This is a genomic window from Sphingomonas sp. NIBR02145 (genome assembly GCF_027359115.1).
In the GTDB taxonomy this organism is placed as follows: domain Bacteria; phylum Pseudomonadota; class Alphaproteobacteria; order Sphingomonadales; family Sphingomonadaceae; genus Sphingomonas; species Sphingomonas kyeonggiensis_A.
Genome location: NZ_CP114791.1, coordinates 917,193 through 937,671, shown reverse-complemented (window position 1 = coordinate 937,671; position 20,479 = coordinate 917,193). Strand labels below are relative to the sequence as shown.

The 20,479-nt window shown below is 64.7% G+C and carries 21 protein-coding genes and 1 pseudogene; 10 read left to right on the top strand and 12 right to left on the bottom strand.

The window, feature by feature from the left end; genetic code table 11:
• The first annotated feature begins 20 nt into the window (after positions 1–20).
• From O3305_RS04360 to O3305_RS04350, 3 genes are read left to right on the top strand one after another with little or no spacing between them, the layout of a single operon-like run.
• On the top strand, positions 21–1,751 hold the full coding sequence (locus O3305_RS04360) for a pilus assembly protein TadG-related protein (RefSeq protein ID WP_269575293.1): 1,731 nt from the start codon (positions 21–23) through the stop codon (positions 1,749–1,751).
• Positions 1,748–2,368, top strand: coding sequence for a TadE/TadG family type IV pilus assembly protein (locus O3305_RS04355; protein WP_269575292.1), 621 nt, complete (start codon positions 1,748–1,750; stop codon positions 2,366–2,368). Before O3305_RS04360 ends, O3305_RS04355 begins: the two co-directional genes overlap by 4 nt.
• Positions 2,365–3,078, top strand: a complete 714-nt coding sequence (locus tag O3305_RS04350) for a TadE/TadG family type IV pilus assembly protein (RefSeq protein WP_269575291.1) — start codon at positions 2,365–2,367, stop codon at positions 3,076–3,078. The genes O3305_RS04355 and O3305_RS04350 overlap by 4 nt, the downstream gene beginning before the upstream one ends.
• Before the next feature lie 102 nt (positions 3,079–3,180).
• Here O3305_RS04350 and O3305_RS04345 read toward each other — a convergent pair whose 3' ends face one another.
• The 7 genes and pseudogenes from O3305_RS04345 to eno all read right to left on the bottom strand — a co-directional run bounded on the left by O3305_RS04345 (position 3,181) and on the right by eno (position 9,645).
• Positions 3,181–4,587, bottom strand: a complete 1,407-nt coding sequence (locus O3305_RS04345) for a pyruvate dehydrogenase complex E1 component subunit beta (RefSeq protein ID WP_269575290.1) — start codon at positions 4,585–4,587, stop codon at positions 3,181–3,183.
• Position 4,588: 1 nt separating this feature from the next.
• A complete protein-coding gene (pdhA, locus tag O3305_RS04340; protein ID WP_269575289.1) occupies positions 4,589–5,635 on the bottom strand; it encodes a pyruvate dehydrogenase (acetyl-transferring) E1 component subunit alpha in 1,047 nt (348 codons plus the stop codon).
• Positions 5,636–6,098: 463 nt separating this feature from the next.
• On the bottom strand, positions 6,099–6,446 hold the full coding sequence (locus O3305_RS04335) for an FtsB family cell division protein (protein ID WP_269575288.1): 348 nt from the start codon (positions 6,444–6,446) through the stop codon (positions 6,099–6,101).
• Positions 6,447–6,526: 80 nt separating this feature from the next.
• Complete coding sequence (locus O3305_RS04330) at positions 6,527–7,405, bottom strand: DUF3037 domain-containing protein (RefSeq protein ID WP_269575287.1); 879 nt, start codon at positions 7,403–7,405, stop codon at positions 6,527–6,529.
• Positions 7,402–7,551, bottom strand: coding sequence for a hypothetical protein (locus tag O3305_RS04325; protein ID WP_269575286.1), 150 nt, complete (start codon positions 7,549–7,551; stop codon positions 7,402–7,404). The genes O3305_RS04330 and O3305_RS04325 overlap by 4 nt, the downstream gene beginning before the upstream one ends.
• A gap of 194 nt (positions 7,552–7,745) precedes the next feature.
• Positions 7,746–8,180: pseudogene (locus O3305_RS23120) on the bottom strand (HipA family kinase); the annotation flags it as partial.
• 187 nt (positions 8,181–8,367) lie between these two features.
• Entirely contained in the window at positions 8,368–9,645 is a 1,278-nt protein-coding gene (eno, locus tag O3305_RS04320) for a phosphopyruvate hydratase (protein WP_184166311.1), read from the bottom strand.
• Between the two features lie 116 nt (positions 9,646–9,761).
• On the opposite strand from eno, the gene O3305_RS04315 reads away from it, so the two are divergent.
• The 5 genes from O3305_RS04315 (at position 9,762) to O3305_RS04295 (ending at position 11,551) form a co-directional block, all read left to right on the top strand.
• Positions 9,762–10,235 (top strand): hypothetical protein, encoded by a 474-nt coding sequence (locus O3305_RS04315; protein WP_269575285.1) that lies wholly within the window; start codon positions 9,762–9,764, stop codon positions 10,233–10,235.
• A 15-nt stretch (positions 10,236–10,250) separates the two neighbouring features.
• Entirely contained in the window at positions 10,251–10,619 is a 369-nt protein-coding gene (locus O3305_RS04310) for a phage holin family protein (RefSeq protein WP_269575284.1), read from the top strand.
• Positions 10,616–10,951 (top strand): DUF3618 domain-containing protein, encoded by a 336-nt coding sequence (locus tag O3305_RS04305; protein ID WP_184166320.1) that lies wholly within the window; start codon positions 10,616–10,618, stop codon positions 10,949–10,951. The genes O3305_RS04310 and O3305_RS04305 overlap by 4 nt, the downstream gene beginning before the upstream one ends.
• Positions 10,951–11,271 (top strand): hypothetical protein, encoded by a 321-nt coding sequence (locus O3305_RS04300; RefSeq protein ID WP_184166322.1) that lies wholly within the window; start codon positions 10,951–10,953, stop codon positions 11,269–11,271. Before O3305_RS04305 ends, O3305_RS04300 begins: the two co-directional genes overlap by 1 nt.
• Before the next feature lie 61 nt (positions 11,272–11,332).
• Complete coding sequence (locus O3305_RS04295; protein ID WP_269575283.1) at positions 11,333–11,551, top strand: DUF4170 domain-containing protein; 219 nt, start codon at positions 11,333–11,335, stop codon at positions 11,549–11,551.
• A gap of 45 nt (positions 11,552–11,596) precedes the next feature.
• Here O3305_RS04295 and O3305_RS04290 read toward each other — a convergent pair whose 3' ends face one another.
• The 5 genes from O3305_RS04290 to carA all read right to left on the bottom strand — a co-directional run bounded on the left by O3305_RS04290 (position 11,597) and on the right by carA (position 17,913).
• Positions 11,597–12,253 (bottom strand): rhomboid family intramembrane serine protease, encoded by a 657-nt coding sequence (locus O3305_RS04290; protein ID WP_269575282.1) that lies wholly within the window; start codon positions 12,251–12,253, stop codon positions 11,597–11,599.
• A gap of 2 nt (positions 12,254–12,255) precedes the next feature.
• Complete coding sequence (greA, locus tag O3305_RS04285; protein WP_184166329.1) at positions 12,256–12,732, bottom strand: transcription elongation factor GreA; 477 nt, start codon at positions 12,730–12,732, stop codon at positions 12,256–12,258.
• 202 nt (positions 12,733–12,934) lie between these two features.
• Positions 12,935–16,264, bottom strand: coding sequence for a carbamoyl-phosphate synthase large subunit (gene carB / locus O3305_RS04280; RefSeq protein ID WP_269575281.1), 3,330 nt, complete (start codon positions 16,262–16,264; stop codon positions 12,935–12,937).
• A 105-nt stretch (positions 16,265–16,369) separates the two neighbouring features.
• Positions 16,370–16,744 (bottom strand): hypothetical protein, encoded by a 375-nt coding sequence (locus O3305_RS04275; RefSeq protein ID WP_269575280.1) that lies wholly within the window; start codon positions 16,742–16,744, stop codon positions 16,370–16,372.
• The gene (carA, locus tag O3305_RS04270) at positions 16,744–17,913 is read right to left on the bottom strand and encodes a glutamine-hydrolyzing carbamoyl-phosphate synthase small subunit (protein WP_269575279.1); all 1,170 of its coding nucleotides are present in this window, start codon (positions 17,911–17,913) and stop codon (positions 16,744–16,746) included. Before carA ends, O3305_RS04275 begins: the two co-directional genes overlap by 1 nt.
• A gap of 127 nt (positions 17,914–18,040) precedes the next feature.
• On the opposite strand from carA, the gene O3305_RS04265 reads away from it, so the two are divergent.
• Both O3305_RS04265 and dnaG read left to right on the top strand, forming a co-directional pair.
• Positions 18,041–18,493, top strand: coding sequence for a GatB/YqeY domain-containing protein (locus O3305_RS04265; protein WP_269575278.1), 453 nt, complete (start codon positions 18,041–18,043; stop codon positions 18,491–18,493).
• A gap of 72 nt (positions 18,494–18,565) precedes the next feature.
• Entirely contained in the window at positions 18,566–20,455 is a 1,890-nt protein-coding gene (dnaG, locus tag O3305_RS04260; RefSeq protein ID WP_269575277.1) for a DNA primase, read from the top strand.
• Positions 20,456–20,479 lie beyond the last annotated feature (24 nt).

Below are 20,479 nucleotides of genomic sequence, written 5' to 3'. Positions count from 1 at the left end.
GTGCGAACACGCTTGCCATCATGGCAATCGCGCTGATCCCGCTTGCGGGCATGGTGGGCGGCGGCATCGACATCAGCCGCATGTACATCGTCAAGACGCGTCTGCAACATGCATGCGATGCGGGCGCGCTCGCGGGCCGCAAGACGATGGGCGGCGGCACCTGGGCGCAGACGGTCAACGGCACCGCCAATTTCCCCGAGGTAACCGCGAAGAACTATTTCGACGCGAACTACAACAAGGACGCGTATGGCGCCGGCACCGTCACCAAGGCGTTCAGCGAGAATGCCGGCAAGGTGAGCGGCACCGCGTCGGCCGTGCTGCCGATGACGCTGATGCGCATCTTCGGCAAGACCTCCGAGACGCTCAGCGTCACCTGCGACGCCGAAATGCGCCTGCCCAACACCGATGTGATGTTCGTGCTCGATACCACGGGCTCGATGGATCAGGACGACGGCAAGGGCACCAAGAAGATCACCGGCCTGAAGACCGCGGTGAAATGCTTCTACGAGATCGTCGCGCGGCTCGACACCGACGCGACCTGCGAAGGCGGCGCGCCGAGCGGCGGCACCGGCAACCAGGTGCAGATCCGCTTCGGCTTCGTGCCCTATGCCACCAACGTCAATGTCGGCCGTCTGCTCAAGACCGAGTGGATGCCGGACAGCTGGACCTACCAGACGCGCAAGCTCGCCAACACGCCATCGGGCAACTGGGGCAACTGGACCAGCCAGCAATCCACCTCGTGCGGCAACATCCCGGAAGACACCGAATCGCGTCAGTACACGATCGACAGCCGTGATCGCTGGGGCAATTGCACCTATCGCTATCGCAACTGGTCGGGCACCGCCGCCAAGTGGAACTATGGCGCGCTCAGCCAGACGATCTCGGGCCTGAAGAACGGTACGAACTGGAATGCCAGCTTCACCCTGCCGATCGGCGCGGGCGGCGCGCAGACCACGCTTACTTGGGACGGGTGCATCGAGGAGCGCACCACCGTGCGCCAGTCCACCTATCAGCCGATCCCGAGCGGCGCCAAGGATCTCGATATCGATTCGGTGCCCGATTCCGATGCCACGCGCTGGGGCCCCGCGCTTCCCGGCATGATCTTCACGCGCAAGACCGGCGCGCGCAACGGCGGCAGCTATGACCTGGCGGCGGTGAACAACACCGACGCGATCTATAACAACACGTCCTACTACGCCTGCCCGACGGTGGCGAAGAAGCTCCAGCCCTGGACCGCCAGCGATTTCGACGATTATGTCGACAGCCTCACGCCCGAAGGCAACACCTATCACGACATCGGCCTGCTCTGGGGCGCGCGCCTGCTCTCGCCGACCGGCATCTTCAAGTCGGAGAACGCCTACACCCCGCAGGGCGGCGAGATTGAGCGCCACCTGATCTTCATGACCGACGGTGACACCTGCACCGGCACCGACAACTATACCGCCTATGGCGTGTCGTGGTTCGACCGCCGCACGACGGATGCCTCCTCGGCGCCGACCGATGGCTGCACCGACACCGGCACGCTCACCACGCAGGTCAACGCGCGCTACACCGCGCTGTGCGAGGCAGTGAAGAACAGCAAGATCACGCTGTGGGTGATCGCCTTCGGCAACCTTGCCGCGTCCACCGAGACGCGCCTCACCAACTGCGCGACCACCGGCCGCTATTTCAAGGCAACCAGCTCCAAGGACCTGCAGGACAAGTTCCGCTCGATCGCGGACCAGATCTCGCAGTTGAGGCTCACCAAATGATCCGGCGCCCCCTTCCCCGTCTTGCTCAGGACGAGCGCGGCGCGACGATCGTCGAGTTCGCGATGATCGCCCCGGTCATGGGCATCCTGCTGCTCGGCGCCTTCGACGTGGCTCACACGCTCTACATGCGCGCGGCGCTGCAGGGCGTGGTCCAGAAGGTCGCGCGCGATTCAACGCTGGAAAGCGGCCTCGACGTCAATACCCAGGCCACGCTCGATGCCAAGGTGACCGGCCAGGCCAAGGCGCTCGCCAATAACGGCACGGTGGCGATCACCCGCAAATGGTATCGAACCTTCAGCAACGCCGCGGCCGCGAAGTTCGAGCCTTTCACCGACACCAACGGCAACGGCACCTGCGACGGTCCCTCGGGCGGCACGCCGGGCGAGCTGTACGAAGACAATAACGGCAACAACAAATGGGATTCGAGCGGCGGCAACAGCGGCGCGGGCGGCGCCAAGGATGCGGTGGTCTACACCGTGTCGGTCAGCTATCCGCGCTTCTTCCCGATCTACCGGATCATCGGCGGCTCGAACCAGACCACGGTTACGGCCTCCACCGTGCTGCGCAACCAGCCCTATGGCGACCAGGGCGCTCCCACCGTGAGGAACTGCCCATGAGCCGCGTATCGGCCCTTCCTCGCCTGCTGCGGCGCTTCCGGGATGACAAGAGCGGCGTCGCGCTGCTCGAATTCGCCTTCTCGCTGCCGATCGTGCTGACGCTCAGCCTCACTGGCGCCGAGCTGACCAACTATATCATCACCAAGATGCGGGTGAGCCAGATCGCGCTTCACCTCGCGGACAATGCCGCGCGTATCGGCTCGGGCACGCAGCTCCAGGCCAAGACGATCAGCGAGGCGGACATCAACGACCTGCTCACCGGCGCGGACCTGCAGTCGGGCGAGCTCAAGCTGCTCGCCAATGGCCGCGTGACCATTTCGAGCATCGAGCCCGATCCCAGCAACTCCGGCAAGTCGCGCATCCGCTGGCAGCGCTGCCAGGGCGACAAGACCTCGCTGGGTTCGACCTATGGCGCCCAGGGCGACAAGAACCTGGCCGGCGTTGGGCCTTCGACCCGCCAGGTCGCGGCACCCGACAATGGCGTGACCATGTTCGTCGAAGTGCGCTTCCAGTACACGCCGCTGATCAAGACCTCGCTCTCGCCGACCAGCGAGTTGAACGAGATCGCCTCGATGATGGTGCGCGATCGCCGCGACACCACCGACGACAGCAGCCTGGGCAACGCCGCGACGCATCCGCGCGGTATCTACAAGGTGAGCGGCGTCAGCCCGTCAATGTGCTCCGCCGGCCAGGCCTATCTCGAAACCTAGACGTCAAAGCTTCGCGCCTGCCGGTCGTTCTCCCTCGACCGGGCTGGCAAAAGAAAAGGCCGGGGTCTCCCCCGGCCTTTTCCGTGTTCGCTATGAAGCCGATCAGCCCTTGTAGGTAACCTTCTTCACTGCCGCGACCACCTTGTCGGCGGTGATCAGCGCCAGCTTCTCGAGGTTCGCCGCGTAAGGCAGCGGCACGTCCTCGTTGGTCACGCGCAGCACCGGCGCGTCGAGGTCGTCGAAGCCTTGCTCCATCACGACCGCGGCGATTTCCGACGCGATCGAGCAGACCGGCCAGCCTTCCTCGACCACCACCAGGCGGTTGGTCTTCTTCAGGCTCTCCAGAACGGTAGCCGTGTCCAGCGGACGCAGCGTGCGCAGGTCGACCACTTCGGCGTCGATGCCCTCGCCTGCCAGCTTGTCGGCGGCTTCCAGGGCAACGCCCACGCCGATCGAGTAGCTGACGATCGTCACGTCCTTGCCCGCCCGGACGATACGCGCCTTGCCGATCGGCAGGACATAATCGTCGAGCTGCGGGATCTCGAAGTGACGGCCGTACATCAGCTCGTTCTCGAGGAACACGACCGGGTCTTCCGAGCGGATCGCCGCCTTGAGCAGGCCCTTGGCGTCCTGCGCGTCATAGGGGGCGATCACGATCAGGCCGGGGACGCTGGCGTACCACGGGCCATAGTTCTGCGAGTGCTGCGCGCCCACGCGCGAAGCGGCACCATTCGGACCGCGGAACACGATCGGGCAGCGCATCTGGCCGCCGGACATGTAGTTGGTCTTCGCCGCCGAGTTCACGATGTGGTCGATCGCCTGCATCGCGAAGTTGAAGGTCATGAACTCGATGACCGGCTTGAGCCCGCCCATCGCCGCACCCGCACCCAGGCCGGCAAAGCCGTATTCGGTGATCGGCGTGTCGATGACGCGCTTCGGGCCGAACTCCTCGAGCAGGCCCTGGGTCACCTTGTAGGCGCCCTGATATTCGGCGACTTCCTCGCCCATCACGAAGACGCGCGGATCCTTGCGCATCTCCTCGGCCATCGCGTCGCGCAGCGCTTCGCGGACGGTCACCTTGACCATCTCGGTGCCCTCGGGGATCGCCGGGTCCTGGACCGTGGCGGCCTTCTCGCTGGCGAGCTGCTTGGTGCCGCTGTCGGCCTTTTTCGGCCCGCCATCCTCGCCGGCAGCCGGCTCCGCCGCGGCAGGCGCAGGCGTCGGGGCCGGCGCAGCAGCAGGTGCCGGAGCCGCGGAGGCATCCTCACCCTCGCCCGCAATCGTCGCGATCACGGTGCCGACCTTCACGTTATCGGTGCCCTCGGCGACCAGGATCTTCGCGATCGTGCCCTCGTCGACCGCCTCGAACTCCATCGTGGCCTTGTCGGTCTCGATCTCGGCCAGGATGTCACCCGACTTCACCGTGTCGCCTTCCTTGACGAGCCACTTGGCGAGCGTGCCCTCCTCCATGGTGGGCGACAGCGCCGGCATCTTCAGTTCGATCGCCATCTCAGTAGGACTCCACCAGCACGTCGGTATACAGTTCGGAAGCATCGGGCTCGGGCGTCTGCTCGGCGAAGTCGGCAGACTCGTTGACCACCTTGCGAATCTCCGCCTCGATCGCCTTCAGCTCGGCCTCGGTGACCTTCATGTCCTCGAGCTCGCGCTTGACCTGCTCGATCGGATCCGACTTGTCGCGGACCGACTGGACCTCTTCACGCGAACGATATTTCGCAGGGTCGGACATCGAGTGCCCGCGATACCGGTACGTCTTCATCTCGAGGATGATCGGGCCCTTGCCCGCGCGGACCCAGGCCAGCGCTTCCTCGGCGGCGCCTCGGCAGGCGAGCACGTCCATGCCGTCCACCTGGATACCGGGGATGCGGAAGCTCTCGCCGCGACGATAGAGCTGGTCTTCCGACGAAGAGCGGTTGACCGAGGTGCCCATGGCGTACTGGTTGTTCTCGATCACATAGATGATCGGAAGCTTCCACAGCTCGGCCATGTTGAACGATTCGTAGACCTGGCCCTGGTTCGATGCGCCGTCGCCGAAATAGGCCATGGCGACGCCGCCATCCTCGTTATACTTGTGCGCGAACGCTAGGCCGGTGCCGAGCGACACCTGCGCGCCGACGATGCCGTGGCCGCCGTAGAACTTCTTCTCGGTCGAGAACATGTGCATCGAGCCGCCCTTGCCGCGGCTGATGCCCGCCGCGCGACCGGTCAGCTCGGCCATGATGACCTTGGGATCGATGCCATAAGCGAGCATGTGGCCATGGTCGCGATAGCCGGTGATCACCGAGTCCTTCTCGCCGTCGAGCGCGGACTGCAGGCCGACCGCAACGGCTTCCTGGCCGATATAGAGGTGGCAGAAGCCGCCGATGAAGCCGAGGCCATAGAGCTGGCCGGCCTTCTCCTCGAAGCGGCGGATCAGCAGCATCTGCTTGTAGAATTCGAGCAGCTGCTCCTTCGAAGCCTCGAACCGCTTGGGCTCTTCGGGCCGCTCGCGGTTGGTCTTTGCGGGTTCAGTCGTTTTGCGTGCCGGTGCTTTGGCCACAGGAAATCCTCGTCCGGGGAGGGGGAAAGGCGGGTGCCTATAAGCGCGTTTTTGCCCGCCGCGCAACAACGCGCGAATAGCCGGTGCCGTGCCCCTGACGCGACGGCAATTGCACTCTATGCAACCAAAGATGCGAGTTGCGAAAGTTGCAATGCAGCATGATTTGGAGGCGCTGCGGCGTAGGAGAGAAGATGCCGCCGCGCGCGGTTCGCCCGCCCCTACCCGCTCGTCCCAACCAGTTCCCCGGCGAAGGCCGGGGGCCAGCTGCAATGCCGTTTGTGAGGCTCCCGCTCCTCCATACTCCCCTCCCTGCAAGGGAGGGGGCGGGGGTGGGTTGCGCCCCCGGACTTCCCGGGGGCGCCCGGCGAGACGGCATCGGAAAAAGAAAAGGCCGGGCATCGAGCCCGGCCTTGTTCTAACCCACCCCTGGCCCCTCCCTTTGCAGGGAGGGGAATAGAAAAGACTACCGCCCGGTAGTCCCCGCCCCATGCTTCTGCAGCGGGATCACCACCTCGTCCGGCCGCACGACATTGAGCTGCTTGCGCGCCAGCTCATCGGCCAGGTCGGGATCGACCCCGCGCTTCTGGTCGAGCAGCTCGACGCGGTTCTTCAGCGCCGCGCGCTGCTTGTCGAGCGCGGCATAATCGGCCTGCTTCTGCTCGAACTCGGCCTTGGTCAGCTTGGTCTGCATCACGCCGGTGGGCCCGAGCACGGCGTTATAGCCGAAAAAGCCGATGGCGATCAGCGTCACCGCCGGCAGCCCGGCCCGGCGCAAAAGGGTCTGGAACGGAGAAGCAGCACGCGATCGCATTTGGTGTTTTTCGCTTAACCACGCCCCGGGCGCAAGGCCCGTATTGGTGCGGAGGAGATCGAGCCAGCCTCTCTATGCACTCACAAAGAAGCGCGCCCCGGCTTTACGGCATCTTGGTGGGCTTTAAACTCGTCCTCGATTGAATTCACGAGCTTCTCAACGTCGCCTTCTTCGTAAACCTCAGGTGCACTTGGCGCCGCGCGCAGGATTTCCAAAGCGGCATGATAGGCTGTCATCAACCGCTCATCGGATGGCCGACCGGCGATAAAATACGCCTTAAACTCATCGCTGGCACCTATGTTCACTGAGGACAGATGCCCCATCCACCGTCGTGCCTTATTCTTGATATTCTCAGCATCGACTAGGTCGAAAGACAGGGGCTCATATGCATGAATGCGCCCGTTCTTCCACGAATGCGTGAACTCAATCGTATCCACGCTGCCTCGAATTACCTTCGATTCAAACTCAATAGGGACTTTGCGATCCACCAGCGCCTGTCGGACGGGACGCCATACGTCCTCGTCAGTTTTACGATTTTCAGTACGTCGATCATATATCGAAAGCATTCGGTCGGCGATTCGATTGAACTCTTTATCAATGTCTTTCGCGATGCCGGTTCCAATCTCCGACCACTGCAACGAGCTTCCATCATGCGGAAGCATCCGCAATGCGATTGCCCTTGCGTCGCCGCTGGAGAAAAGCAGATCCGCTTCAACCTGCTTTGCCACCACCTTGGACGCGCGGCGTACAGCTGAGATAGCGCTCGCGAAAGCGGCACGATCAAGATCGTAAAAGAGCGGACGTATACGCTTAATGCGTTCCTTGAATTCCGAACGCACGATTGGAGCATCAACTCCCTGCCCCGGCGCGAAAAACACGATTCCGACGTTAACGAACTCGCCCGTCACGATATCATGGACGTAGCGCAGGACGCTGTAGCTGTAAGGCCGGCGGCTCATGTCAGGATCCGATCCAACTCAGTCATACAACCATCGATATTATCACGAACCTGTCGAATCTTGTTTAAGATATCGGCGATGAAAACCTCATCACGCCAACCATTCGGCACCGCGGCGCCATAGGCGTCAATGTCCGCGTCACGCAAGTCTGACCACCTGGCTCGTATCGCATGATGGTTGATGTGCTGCGAGAGCAACTCTCGCCGAAAGATATGTTTCCCGGGCTCGGTAAACGAGCCCATACCCCGAGAGCCCACGGCTTCAAACCGATCAACCCCCGTGGAAACGCTAGCTCGTGATCGAATATCCTGAGATTATCGCCGCTGACGAGGCAGTTAGGGTTTCCGTCGCGCCTATCAACGTTTTCAATGAAACCGTCGAACGCGAGGATTTCGGCAGCAGTTTGCACCATGCGGGGAGACAAGCGATTAGCCGCCGTCCAAGCAGGCCACTGCGGCCAGACGAGGCGCGATCCGAACGCTAGATTATCGAATTCCGAGAAACGACCTCTAACCGCCGGAGGAAGACACTCTCGCCAATCTGCGGGTATCGATACCACAAACGGTTCTGGGATGGGCAGGTCTAGAGCGGCTGCCAGACATGCCGCAATTATTTCAACAGAAAGCGAATTCGTCCCCATATCGCACGACGAGGAAAACTTCAGAACAACCTCGATTACGTTACCATCATCCGCTTCCGCAGCGACGACTATAGGCTGGGTTCGGCCACTTCCGACGTCTTTAACATATTGGACAGCTTCCAGAGTTCTGAGCACTCGTAACTGCCTCCCCACCCTTCTTCGCTCGAAACAAATTCGAAGCAGAGAGAAGAGTCAAGGAGTGTTATCGTAGGAGGGTCGTCTCCGGTACATTCGTTCGCGCCAACCTTTAAAGAACGAATAGGGGCGTTTAAGATGCAGCCCATCCCTCCCGCCCGAAGGCAGGAGGGGGCAGAACCAAGGCTTACTTCTTCAGCACGCTCCGCCCGGCATAAACCGCGGCATCGCCCAGTTCTTCCTCGATCCGGATCAGCTGGTTGTACTTGGCAAGCCGGTCCGAGCGGGCCAGCGAGCCCGTCTTGATCTGGCCGCAGTTGGTGGCGACCGCCAGGTCGGCGATCGTCGCGTCCTCGGTCTCGCCCGAGCGGTGCGACATCACCGCGGTGTAGGACGAGCGCTGCGCCAGGCTCACCGCTTCCAGCGTCTCGGTCAGCGTGCCGATCTGGTTGACCTTCACCAGCAGCGAATTGGCGTAGCCGCCCTCGATGCCGCGCGCGAGGCGCTTCGGGTTGGTCACGAACAGGTCGTCACCGACCAGCTGGACCTTGCCGCCCAGCTTCTCGGTCAGCGCCTTCCAGCCTTCCCAGTCGTCCTCGGCCATGCCGTCCTCGATCGAGAAGATCGGGTACTTGGCGGCCAGCCCGGCGAGGAAGTCGGCATTCTCGAGCGACGAGAAGGTCTTGCCCTCGCCCACCATCTTGTAGGCGCCGTCCTTGAAATATTCGGTGGCGGCGCAGTCGAGCGCGAGCATCACGTCGTCGCCCGGCTTGTAGCCGGCGGCTTCGATCGAGCTCATGATGAAGTCCAGCGCCTCGGTGGTGCTGGCGATGTTCGGCGCGAAGCCGCCCTCGTCGCCCACGCCGGTGGCCAGCCCCTTCTCGTGCAGCTTCTTCTTGAGCGTGTGGAAGATCTCCGAGCCGCAGCGCACGGCCTCGACGATGTTCTCCGCGCCCACCGGCACGATCATGAATTCCTGGAAGTCGATCGGGTTGTCGGCATGCTCGCCGCCGTTGATGATGTTCATCATCGGCACCGGCAGCACGTGGGCGTTGACGCCGCCGACATAGCGATAGAGCGGCAGGCCGCGCGCATCGGCAGCGGCCTTGGCGGCAGCGAGGCTCACGCCGAGGATGGCGTTGGCGCCCAGCCGGCCCTTGTTCTCGGTGCCGTCGAGCTCGATCATCGCGGTGTCGAGATCGGCCTGGTCCTCGGCTTCCATGCCGACGACTTCCTCGAAGATCTCGCCGTTGACGTTCTCGACTGCCTTGTCGACACCCTTGCCGAGCCAGCGCGACTTGTCGCCGTCGCGCAGTTCCACGGCTTCGTGCGCGCCGGTCGAGGCGCCCGAGGGAACTGCGGCGCGGCCGAAGCTGCCGTCCTCCAGCATCACGTCGACTTCGACGGTGGGGTTGCCCCGGCTGTCGAGGATTTGGCGAGCATGGACGTCGATGATTGCGGTCACGAAACGGTCTCCCTAGATATGGGGTAATGAGGGCGCGACGCGGCCTCTAACGGCTCCGGATGGAACTCGCAAACGTGGCCGTTGTTGTTTCGCAAAAGGCATGGAGGGTTTTTGGCATGGCTGACGAAACGACGGGCGAAGTGATCGAAGGCGCGGCGGAAACCACCGCCGAGGCAAAGCGCAACGCCAGCGATACGATCCGCGAAAAGGCGAATGAACTCGGCACCCAGGCGGCGGAGCGCGCACGTGCCTTTGCCGGCGAAGGCAAGGAAAAGGCTACCGGCGCGCTCGATGAGGTCGCCAAGATGATGCAGTCGGCCGCGGCCGACGTCGATGCACGACTCGGCGAGCAATACGGCAAGTACGCGCGCTCGGCGGCGGACGGCATCGCCGGCTTCGCCGACAATCTGCGCGGCAAGGAAGTCGATGACCTGATCGACGACGTGACGGCGTTCGTCCGCAAGAGCCCCGCGGTGGCGGTCGGCGTCGCGGCGGGCCTGGGCTTCGTGCTCGCGCGGATCATCAAGTCGGGCATCGATGCGGCGTCCGACGCCGGCGACGCGCCCGAAACCCCGTCCGACAAGGCCTGAGGGGCCTGACGGGGGGTGGACGAACCAAAGCCTGAACTGCCGCCTGCCGGTGCGCCGGCGGCCGAGCCCAGCATCGGCGAGTTGCTCCAGCAGCTCGTCGATAATGGTCGCGCCTATGCCGATGCCGAGATCGGCTATTATCGCACCCTGCTGCGTTCCAAGCTGCGCGATGCGCGCTCGATGCTGTGGATGGGCGCGGTGGCGATGGCGCTCGCGCTCGCCGCTGCGGTGGCGCTGGTGATGGGGCTGGTCCTCACGCTGGCGCCGCTGGTCGGGCCCGGCTTCGCGACGCTGATCGTGGTGAGCCTGTTCCTGGCGATCTCGGGCCTGATGGGCTGGCTCGCCTGGACGCATGTGAAGCGTATCTTCAAGGAAAAGCCGTGAGCGAGAACCCGCATGATGTCGAGGCGGCGCGGGCTCGGATCGCGGAGGCCCGGGCGGCTTTGTTCGGCACGCTCGGCCAGGTCCAGTCACGGCTGAGCCCGTCGAACCTGGCGCAGGATGCGGTGGAGAGCGCGGCGCAGGGCGTCGCCAGCGTGGCGCGCAAGGGTGCCGAGGCGGTGCGCAGCCGTCCTCTGGCCGCTGCGGGCGTCGTGGCGACGATTGGGCTGGTGATGGCGCGCGGCTGGATCGGCGACATCCTGGCGAAAAGGCATGAAACTCGCGACCCGGCCACGGGTTTGAAGCGTAAAGGCAAGAAAGAAGGATCCTCGTGATGAGCACCAATCCCGCGAACGAGAAGCAGGGCGCCGGCGAGAGCCTCGCGTCCAATCCCTATGCGCTGGTCGCCGGCGGCATCGCGCTCGGCGTGGTGATCGGCATGCTGGTGCCGCGCTCGCAGAAGGAGCGCGAGCTGCTGGATGCCACCGGAAAGCAGCTCGCAGGCAGGGTTACGGGCACGGTTGCCGCGGTCAAGGAAGCCGGACGGGCAGAGATCGAATCCCTCCTCCCCGGCCGCGACGAGGCAAAAAATCGCGTCGGTGCGCTGTTCGGGAATGTGCTGGATGCAGCCAGGGATGCAGCGCAAAAGGCTTGAGGCCGGCGCGCCTGCTTCCTAAGGGCCTCTATAAAACCATAAAGTGTTTTTCGGAGGCCCAATGAGCAAACTGCACCTCGTCTTCGGCGGTCGCGTGACCGACCCGATGACGCTTGATTTCGTCGATCCCTCGAAGCTGGACGTGGTCGGCATCTATCCCGATTATGCCAGTGCCGAAAATGCCTGGCGCAGCGCGGCGCAGCGCACGGTGGACGATGCCGAGATGCGTTATGTGGTAGTCCATCTCCACCGCCTGCTCGAGCCCGATCTGGAGGCCTGAGCTCTTTCCGGACCGCTGTCCCCGCCATGGGGTGGGGATAGCGGTTCAGGCTTTACGCCAATGCCACATGAACAGCGGCCGCGCGGCTGCCAGGCCTGCTAGGAATCCGCCTATGGGGGCCGCGGCGCTCCAGGACAGGGATTCGAAGAGCGGGACGCCCTGGGGCGTGGGCTGGAGTAAACCGGTCAAAATCGAGATTACCGCCCAGGCCGCGGCGAGCCAGGCCACGTGGACCGTCCTTGCGGAGAATGGACCGACCGCCCGGGTGCGCGGCTGTCCGTAGAGCAGCGCATAGGCACCCAGCACCGCCGACACCGCGCCGTTCATGCCGAGCAGCGGCCACAGCGCATCCGGCGTCAGCAGATAATAGACCCCGGCCGACGCGAAGGCGCCGATGACGTAGAGCAGCAGGAACTGCGGCCAGCCGATCACCTGCTCGGTCTTCTGCCCGGTGATCACCAGGATCAGCACGTTGAAGAAGATCTGCAGCGCGCTGACATGGATGAACAGCGTCGTCAGCGGCGTGAGGATCGCGGGCACCGCCGGCGTGCCCGGGGTGAACAGCTCCGCCCCGGCCCGCGCCGGGATGAACCCGCCGAGCACCGCGGCTTCCTGCAGATTGCCGGTGATCAGGATCACGGCGCCAACCAGCGCCGTGATCGCCGAAATCAGGATCGTCGCGGGGAAGTCACGAAACTTCACGCTCAGATGAATTCGATCTTGGACACCAGATAATAGCGGTCGCCGGCGGGCACCGAGACCTCGACTTCCTCGTCCACCTTGCGCCCGATCAGCGCGCGGCCGATCGGCGAGTTGTACGAGATGCGGCCCTTGTTCACATCCGCCTCGGTCTCGCCGACGATCTGGTACTTGAGCGGCTTGTCGTCCTCGTCGAGCAAGGTCACCGTCGCGCCGAACACGACCTTGTCGCCCGAAAGCTCCTTCGGATCGATGATCTGGGCGCGGCTCAGCTTGCCTTCGATATCGGCAATCGTGGCCTCGTTCTGGCCCTGCTGCTCCTTGGCGGCATGATATTCGGCGTTTTCCGAGAGATCGCCATGTGCGCGCGCCTCCTCGATCGCATCCACGATCAGCGGGCGCTCGATTTTGAGGCGCTTCAGCTCCGCGGTCAGCTTCTCATAGCCTTCCTGAAGCATCGGCATCTTATCGACCGTCGCCATCCACCAAGTCCTTCAAAACGCCCCGTCCCACAAGCGCCCCCTTCGGAGACGCCCGCACATGGATACTGATGGGGGGAGATCAATTGTGCGAACGCGAATAATAAGCCTGCCGTTGCCGCACTGCAAGGCTAGGAAAGTTACGTCGCTGTGGAAGCTGCGATAATAATGCTCCCCAGCCCCTGCCGGGGAGCAGCATTATCGATCAGCCGCGCGAGGCGTAGAAGTCCTGCAGCGGCCGCACGTCCAGGCTGTGCTTCGACAGCGCCTCGATCGCCCGCGCCGCCGCGACACTTGCCTGCGCCGTGGTGAAGTACGGGATCTTGAGGTTGAGCGCCGAGCGGCGGATGTCCGACGAGTCCTTGAGCGACTGCCAGCCTTCGGTGGTGTTGAAGATCAGCGCGATATCGCCGTCGAGGATACGATCGACGATGTGCGGGCGGCCCTGCGCGACCTTGTTGACCCGCTCCACCGCGATGCCCTCGGCTTCGAGATAATCCGCGGTGCCGCCGGTGGCGACGATGGTGAAGCCCATCCCGGCGAGCAGCTGCACGCCCGGCAGGATCACCGGCTTGTCGCTATCCTTCACGCTGACGAACAGGCGGCCCGAGCTCGGCAGCACGGTCCCCGCCCCCAGCTGCGCCTTGGCGAAGCTGGTCGCGAAATCGAGGTCGATGCCCATCACTTCGCCGGTCGACTTCATCTCGGGGCTCAGCACCGGATCGACGCCGGGGAACTTGTTGAACGGGAAGACGGCTTCCTTGACCGCGATATAGTCGATGTCGCGATCGATCTTCGGCAGATCGGCCAGCTTCTCGCCCGCCATCACGCGGCTCGCGATCTTCGCCACCGGCGCGCCGATCGCCTTGGCGACGAACGGCACGGTGCGCGAGGCACGCGGGTTCACCTCGATCAGGTAGACCTCGCCGTCCTTCACCGCGAACTGGATGTTCATCAGGCCCTTGACCTTGAGCGCGCGCGCCAGCGCATCGGTCTGGCGCTCGATCTCGGCGATGATCTCGGCCGGCAGGCTGTAGGGCGGGATCGAGCAGGCGCTGTCGCCCGAATGGACGCCGGCTTCCTCGATATGCTGGAGCACGCCGGCGACGACCACATCGGTGCCGTCGGCGATCGCATCCACGTCCACCTCGACCGCGTCACGCAGATACTGGTCGATCAGAACCGGGCTATCGCCCGAGACCTGCACGGCGGTCTGGATATAGTCATCGAGCTGCTGGGTGGAGTCGACGATCTCCATCGCGCGGCCGCCGAGCACGTAGCTCGGGCGCATCAGCACCGGATAGCCGATCCGCTCGGCGATCTTCACCGCCTCGTCACGGGTGCGGGCCAGGCCATTGGCCGGCTGCTTGAGGCCGAGCTTCTCGACCAGGTCGGCGAAGCGCTCGCGGTCCTCGGCCAGGTCGATCGCGTCGGGCGAGGTGCCGAGGATCGGGATGCCGGCATCTTCCAGCGCCTTGGCGAGGTTGAGCGGGGTCTGGCCGCCGAACTGGACGATCACGCCGACCAGTTCGCCCTTCGACTTCTCGACATGCAGGATCTCCAGCACGTCCTCGGCGGTCAGCGGCTCGAAATAGAGGCGGTCCGAGGTGTCGTAGTCGGTGCTCACCGTCTCCGGGTTGCAGTTGACCATGATCGTCTCATAGCCCGCGTCCGCCAGCGCGAAGCAGGCATGGCAGCAGCAATAGTCGAACTCGATGCCCTGCCCGATGCGGTTGGGACCGCCGCCCAGGATCACGATCTTCTTGCGGTCGCTCGGCGCTGCCTCGTTCTCGGGCTCGCCGAAGCTCGGCGCTTCATAGGTCGAGTACATGTACGGCGTCTTCGCCTCGAACTCGGCCGCGCAGGTGTCGATCCGCTTGAACACCGGGCGCACGCCCAGCTTGTGGCGGTGCGCGCGCACGTCATTCTCGTTCACGCCGCCGGTCATCGCCTTGACGACCTCGCCGATCAGGCCCGACGACTTCGCCATGGCATCGGTACCCGCGCGCAGGTTCGCCGACTTGAGCGCGAGGAACGCCAGGCGCTTGTCGCTGAAACCCATCGCCTTGAGGCGGCGCATGCCGGCCGCGTCCTGCGGCAGCCCCTCTTCCATCACCTGCGTTTCCGCAGCGATGATCTCGGCGAGGCGCTCCATGAACCACGGGTCGTACTGACCGATCGCGCAGACTTCGCGCACGGTGAAGCCCTCGCGCAGTGCCTGGGCGGCGATCAGCAGCCGGTCAGGCGAGCGCACGGCGAGCGCCGCCTCGATCTCGACGCGCGGCGCACCGGCCAGCTTGTCGACATTGTTGAAGCCGCTGAGGCCGGTCTCGAGGCCGCGCAGCGCCTTCTGCATCGATTCGTGGATGTTGCGGCCGATCGCCATGACCTCGCCGACCGACTTCATCGCGGTGCCGAGGGTCGCCTCGGCGCCCTTGAACTTCTCGAAGGCGAAGCGCGGAATCTTGGTGACGATATAATCGATCGTCGGCTCGAACGACGCCGGGGTGGCCCCGGTGATGTCGTTGTCGATCTCGTCGAGCGTGTAGCCCACCGCCAGCTTGGCCGCGACCTTGGCGATCGGGAAGCCGGTGGCCTTGGAAGCCAGCGCCGAGGAACGCGACACGCGCGGGTTCATCTCGATGACGATCAGGCGGCCGTCCTTCGGATTCACTGCGAACTGCACGTTCGAACCGCCGGTTTCCACGCCGATTTCCCGGAGAACCGCGATCGATGCATTGCGCATGATCTGGTATTCCTTGTCGGTCAGCGTCAGCGCCGGGGCGACGGTGATCGAGTCACCGGTGTGCGTGCCCATCGCATCGACATTCTCGATGCTGCACACGATGATGGCGTTGTCCTTGCGATCGCGGACAACCTCCATCTCATATTCCTTCCAACCGAGCAGCGATTCCTCGATCAGCACCTCGGTCGTCGGCGACAGGTCGAGGCCCGTCCGCACGATGTTGATGAATTCCTCGCGATTGTACGCGATGCCGCCACCCGAACCGCCCATGGTGAAGCTGGGGCGGATGATCGCCGGCAGGCCGACATGCTCAAGCCCGGCCAGCGCCTCGGCCTCGGTGTGCGCGATATGGCTGCGGGCGCTTTCGAGCCCGATCTTGGTCATCGCGTCCTTGAACTTCAGCCGGTCCTCGGCCTTGTCGATCGCCTCGGCATCGGCGCCGATCATGATGCAGCCGAACTTCTCCAGCGTGCCGTCATTGGCGAGGGCGAGCGCGGTGTTGAGCGCGGTCTGGCCGCCCATCGTGGGGAGCACCGCATCGGGGCGCTCCTTCTCGATGATCTTGGCGACGATCGCCGGGGTGATCGGCTCGACATAGGTGGCATCGGCCAGCTCGGGATCGGTCATGATCGTCGCCGGGTTCGAATTGACCAGGACGATGCGATAGCCCTCTTCCTTGAGCGCCTTGATCGCCTGCGTGCCCGAATAATCGAACTCGCAAGCCTGGCCGATCACGATCGGGCCTGCGCCGATGACGAGGATGGAGGAGATGTCGGTGCGTTTTGGCATGTCAGGCCTTCAAGAACGATCGGATCGGATGCGCAGCGATGCTGCCCTGCGGACACCACGGCGCCGAAGCGTCGTGATGGTGGAAGTGGAGAGCCCTGTCCAAGCTCATCCCCAGAAAAACATCATCAGGCTGTAGAGCAGCGCGACCACGAACACGCCGCCGGCCAGCCAGCCCGAGGTGCCGTCTATGGTCGGCATGTGCCAGCGCCGGACGACCGACTGGTGCATGCGGTCGGCCTGGTTGCGCGCCTTGGCATAGCCGGCCTCGGAAAAGGCGAAGAACAGGCGCCCGGCGCCGGTCTCGCGCTCATGCCGGCCATAGCCCGCCGCTTCCCATGCCCTGGCGCTCGCCTCGGCCTCGCCAAAGCCTTCTTCCCTGGCGAGCGTGGTGAGATCCACGCGCTGTCCGGCAGCGTCGGGGACGCTGTCGACTGCCTCCATGAAGAACCGATCGGCCGAGGTGAGGGCTTTCCCCACCATCACGCCGCCCGGATCATCCCGATGAACCGCTCGAACAGATACAGGCTGTCCTGCGGACCCGGGCTCGCCTCGGGGTGATACTGCACGCTGAACGCAGGGCGATCGGTCAGCTCGATGCCGGCGTTGGAGCCGTCGAACAGCGACACATGCGTCTCGCGGGCGTTCTCGGGAAGCGTCTCGCGCTCGACCGCGAAGCCGTGGTTCATGCTGGTGATCTCCACCGCGCCGTCTTCCAGCCGCTTGACCGGATGGTTGGCGCCGCGATGGCCCTGGAACATCTTGGTAGTCTCGGCGCCGACGGCAAGGCCGAGCAGCTGGTGGCCGAGGCAGATGCCGAACAGCGGCTTGCCCGTCTCGAGCAGCTGGCGGATCACCGGCACGGCATATTCGCCGGTCGCGGCGGGATCGCCCGGGCCGTTCGACAGGAAGAAGCCGTCCGGGTTGAACGCCATGATCTGCTCATAGGTCGCCTGTGCCGGCAGCACGGTCACCTTGGCGCCGGCCTGAACCAGATTGCGGAAGATGTTGCGCTTCGAGCCATAGTCGAGCGCGACGACATGCGGACGCGTGTCCTCCTGGCCGCCTTCATCATAGCCGAAGCCGAGGCGCCAGACGCCGCCTTCCCAGCCATAATGGGTCTCGGCGGTCACCGTGATCGCCAGGTCCATGCCCTCAAGGCCCGGCCAGGCGCGCGCCATCTCGAGCAGCAGCGGAATGTCGAACTTGCCCTCGGCCGAATGCGCGATCACGCCGTTGGGCGCGCCGGCAAGGCGGATGCGGCGAGTCAGCGCGCGGGTGTCGATGCCCGACAGGCCGATGCGGGCATGCTTCTTCATCCAGGCATCGAGATGCTCGGTCGAACGGAAGTTGCTCGGCTCGGTCACGTCCTCGCGGACGATCATGCCCAGCGCATGGGGATCGTCGGCCTCGATATCGTCGGGGTTCGCGCCGACATTGCCGATGTGCGGGAAGGTGAAGTTGATGATCTGGCCCGCGAACGACGGATCAGTCATGATTTCCTGATAGCCGGTCATCGCGGTGTGGAAGCACACTTCGCCGACGGCCTGGCCTTCGGCGCCAAAGCCACGGCCCCAGATCACGTCCCCCGACTCCAAAACCAGAACACCGGTAGCTCCGGCAGGCATGGGCGTAGGCGTGGCGTCGGCCATTGAGGGGTGGCTCTCCATTTGAGGTGCAGCAATGTCGCTAAGTGCCGCCCGCTAGACCCCTACCCCCCTCGCGTCAACCGGTTCGCGGGTCTATTGCGGGTTCAAATTCCGATTCACGAGAGATGAAATGATCCGAGACGATATCAAGGCCGCCCAGATCACCGCAATGAAGGCCGGCGACAAGGAGACCCGCGGTGCCATCAGCCTGATCCAGAGCGCGATCAAGAACCGGGACATCGAGGAGCGTACCAAGTCGGTCCAGATGGACGACGACGCGCTGGTGATCGAGGTGCTGCAGAAGATGGTCAAGCAGCGCCGCGAATCGATCGAGATGTTCGAGAAGGGCGGCCGTCAGGAGCTGGCCGACAACGAGAAGGCCGAGGTCGCGGTGATCGAGCGCTTCCTGCCCGCCCAGATGAGCGATGCGGAGACGACGGCGGCGATCGAGGCGATCAAGGCCGGGCTGGGTGCTGCCGGCATGAAGGACATGGGCCGGGTGATGGCCGAGCTCAAGGCGCGCCACGCGACGACGCTCGACATGAGCAAGGCGAGCGGGCTGGTGAAGGCGGCGCTGAGCTGAGGGCGAGGTAGCCCACATTATCCACACCCCGCCCGGCTTGCGGGTTGGGGCGGCGGGGCGCATTGGGATGGAGTGTCCCTTACCCCCGCCTTTCTCGACGAACTCCGCGCCCGCACCCTGCTGTCCGGGCTGATCGCCAAGACGACCAAGCTCCAGAAGGCGGGACGCGAGTTCCGCGCCTGCTGCCCGTTCCACAACGAGAAGACGCCGAGCTTCTACGTCAACGACGACAAGGGCTTCTACCACTGCTTCGGCTGCGGCGCGCATGGCGACGCGATCCGCTGGATGACCGACCAGCGCGGCCTGCCCTTCATCGATGCGGTGAAGGAACTGGTCCAGGCCGCCGGCATGGAGATGCCCGAGCAGGACCGCCGCAGCGCCGAGAAGGCCGAGCGCGCCAAGGGCCTGCACGAGGCGATGGAGGACGCGGCCAGGTTCTTCGTCGAGAAGCTGGGCAGCATCGAGGGCGCCGAGGCGCGCGCGGTGCTCAAGAAGCGCGGGATCAGCGAGGAGACCGCCCGGACCTTCGGCATCGGCTATTCCCCCGATTCGCGCGGCAAGCTCAAGGAAGCGCTGAAGACCTACGGCGATGCGATGCTGGTCGAGGCCGGCATGCTGATCCAGGTCGAGAAGAAGGATCCGTACGACCGCTTCCGCGGCCGCCTGATGATCCCGATCCGCGACGTGCGCGGCCGCACGATCGCCTTTGGCGGCCGCATCATCGGCGAGGGCGAGCCCAAATATCTCAACTCGCCGGAGACCCCGCTCTTCGACAAGGGCCGCACGCTCTACAATCTCGACCGCGCTCAGGCAGCCGCGCGCAAGTCCGGGCGGATCATCGCGGTCGAGGGCTATATGGACGTGATCGCGCTCGCCCAGGCCGGGTTCGGCGAGGCGGTGGCGCCGCTCGGCACCGCGATGACCGAGCACCAGCTCGAACGGCTCTGGCGAATCGCCGACGTGCCCCTGCTCTGCTTCGACGGCGACTCGGCGGGCCAGAAGGCTGCCCTGCGCGCCGCGCACCGCGCCATGCCGATGCTCGAGCCGGGCCGCAGCCTCGCCTTCGTCACCCTGCCCGACGGGCTCGACCCGGACGACCTCGTCCGCGCCCAGGGCCCGCAGGCGTTCGAGGCGCTGCTCGGCAAGGCCCGGCCGCTGGTCGATCTTCTCTGGGAAAGCGAACTCGCCGCCGAGCCGCTCGACACGCCGGAGCAGCGCGCAGGGCTCAAGCGGCGTCTGGGCGAACTCGCCGGCGGGATCGGCGATCCCAATGTGAAGCACGAATATCTCGCCGAGTTCCGCGAGCGCGCCGACAGGCATTTCGGCCGCGGCCCGCGCAATTTCGAGAGCGGACCCCGGCGCGGCGGCGGTTCGGGCCCTGCCCCGGCCCGCGGCAAGCGGGACAAGCGCGGCAACTGGCTCCCGCCCGAACCGCCGCTCACCCAGCAGACCCGCGCGGTCCAGGCCGGCGGGCTTGACCCGATCCTCTCCAAGGCGGTTCTCGCCGGGTTGATCCGTCATCCGGCCGAAATCGCCCGCCACATGGAAGTCCTCGGCAGTCTTCGCGGCGCATCGGGCGCGCTCGGCAAATTGTTCGAGGCGGTCGTCGATGTCGCGCTCGAAGACCGGCAGCTTGATCAGGGCAAAGTACTCACCATATTGGCGAAGTCCGGTTTCGATCAGATGGCGAGCGAGCTGCTCCGGGCCGATACCCTGCCCTTTTCCTTCACCCGGCCCCAGGCCGAGGAAAGAAAGGCGCGCGAAGACCTGAACGAGGCGATCGCAGTGATGGTGGCACGGCCCGCGGTGGACGCGGCGCTGGCGGAGGCAACGGCAGCGATGCTGGAGCGTTTCGACGATGAGTCGTTCGCGCGGCAGACGGCGTTGCTGCGGGAGCGGCAGGAGCTGGAAACGCGTCTCGCGAATCTGATGCTTGCGGACGAAGAAGATTTCGAGGATTAGGGCGGCGTATAATTGCCGCCATCC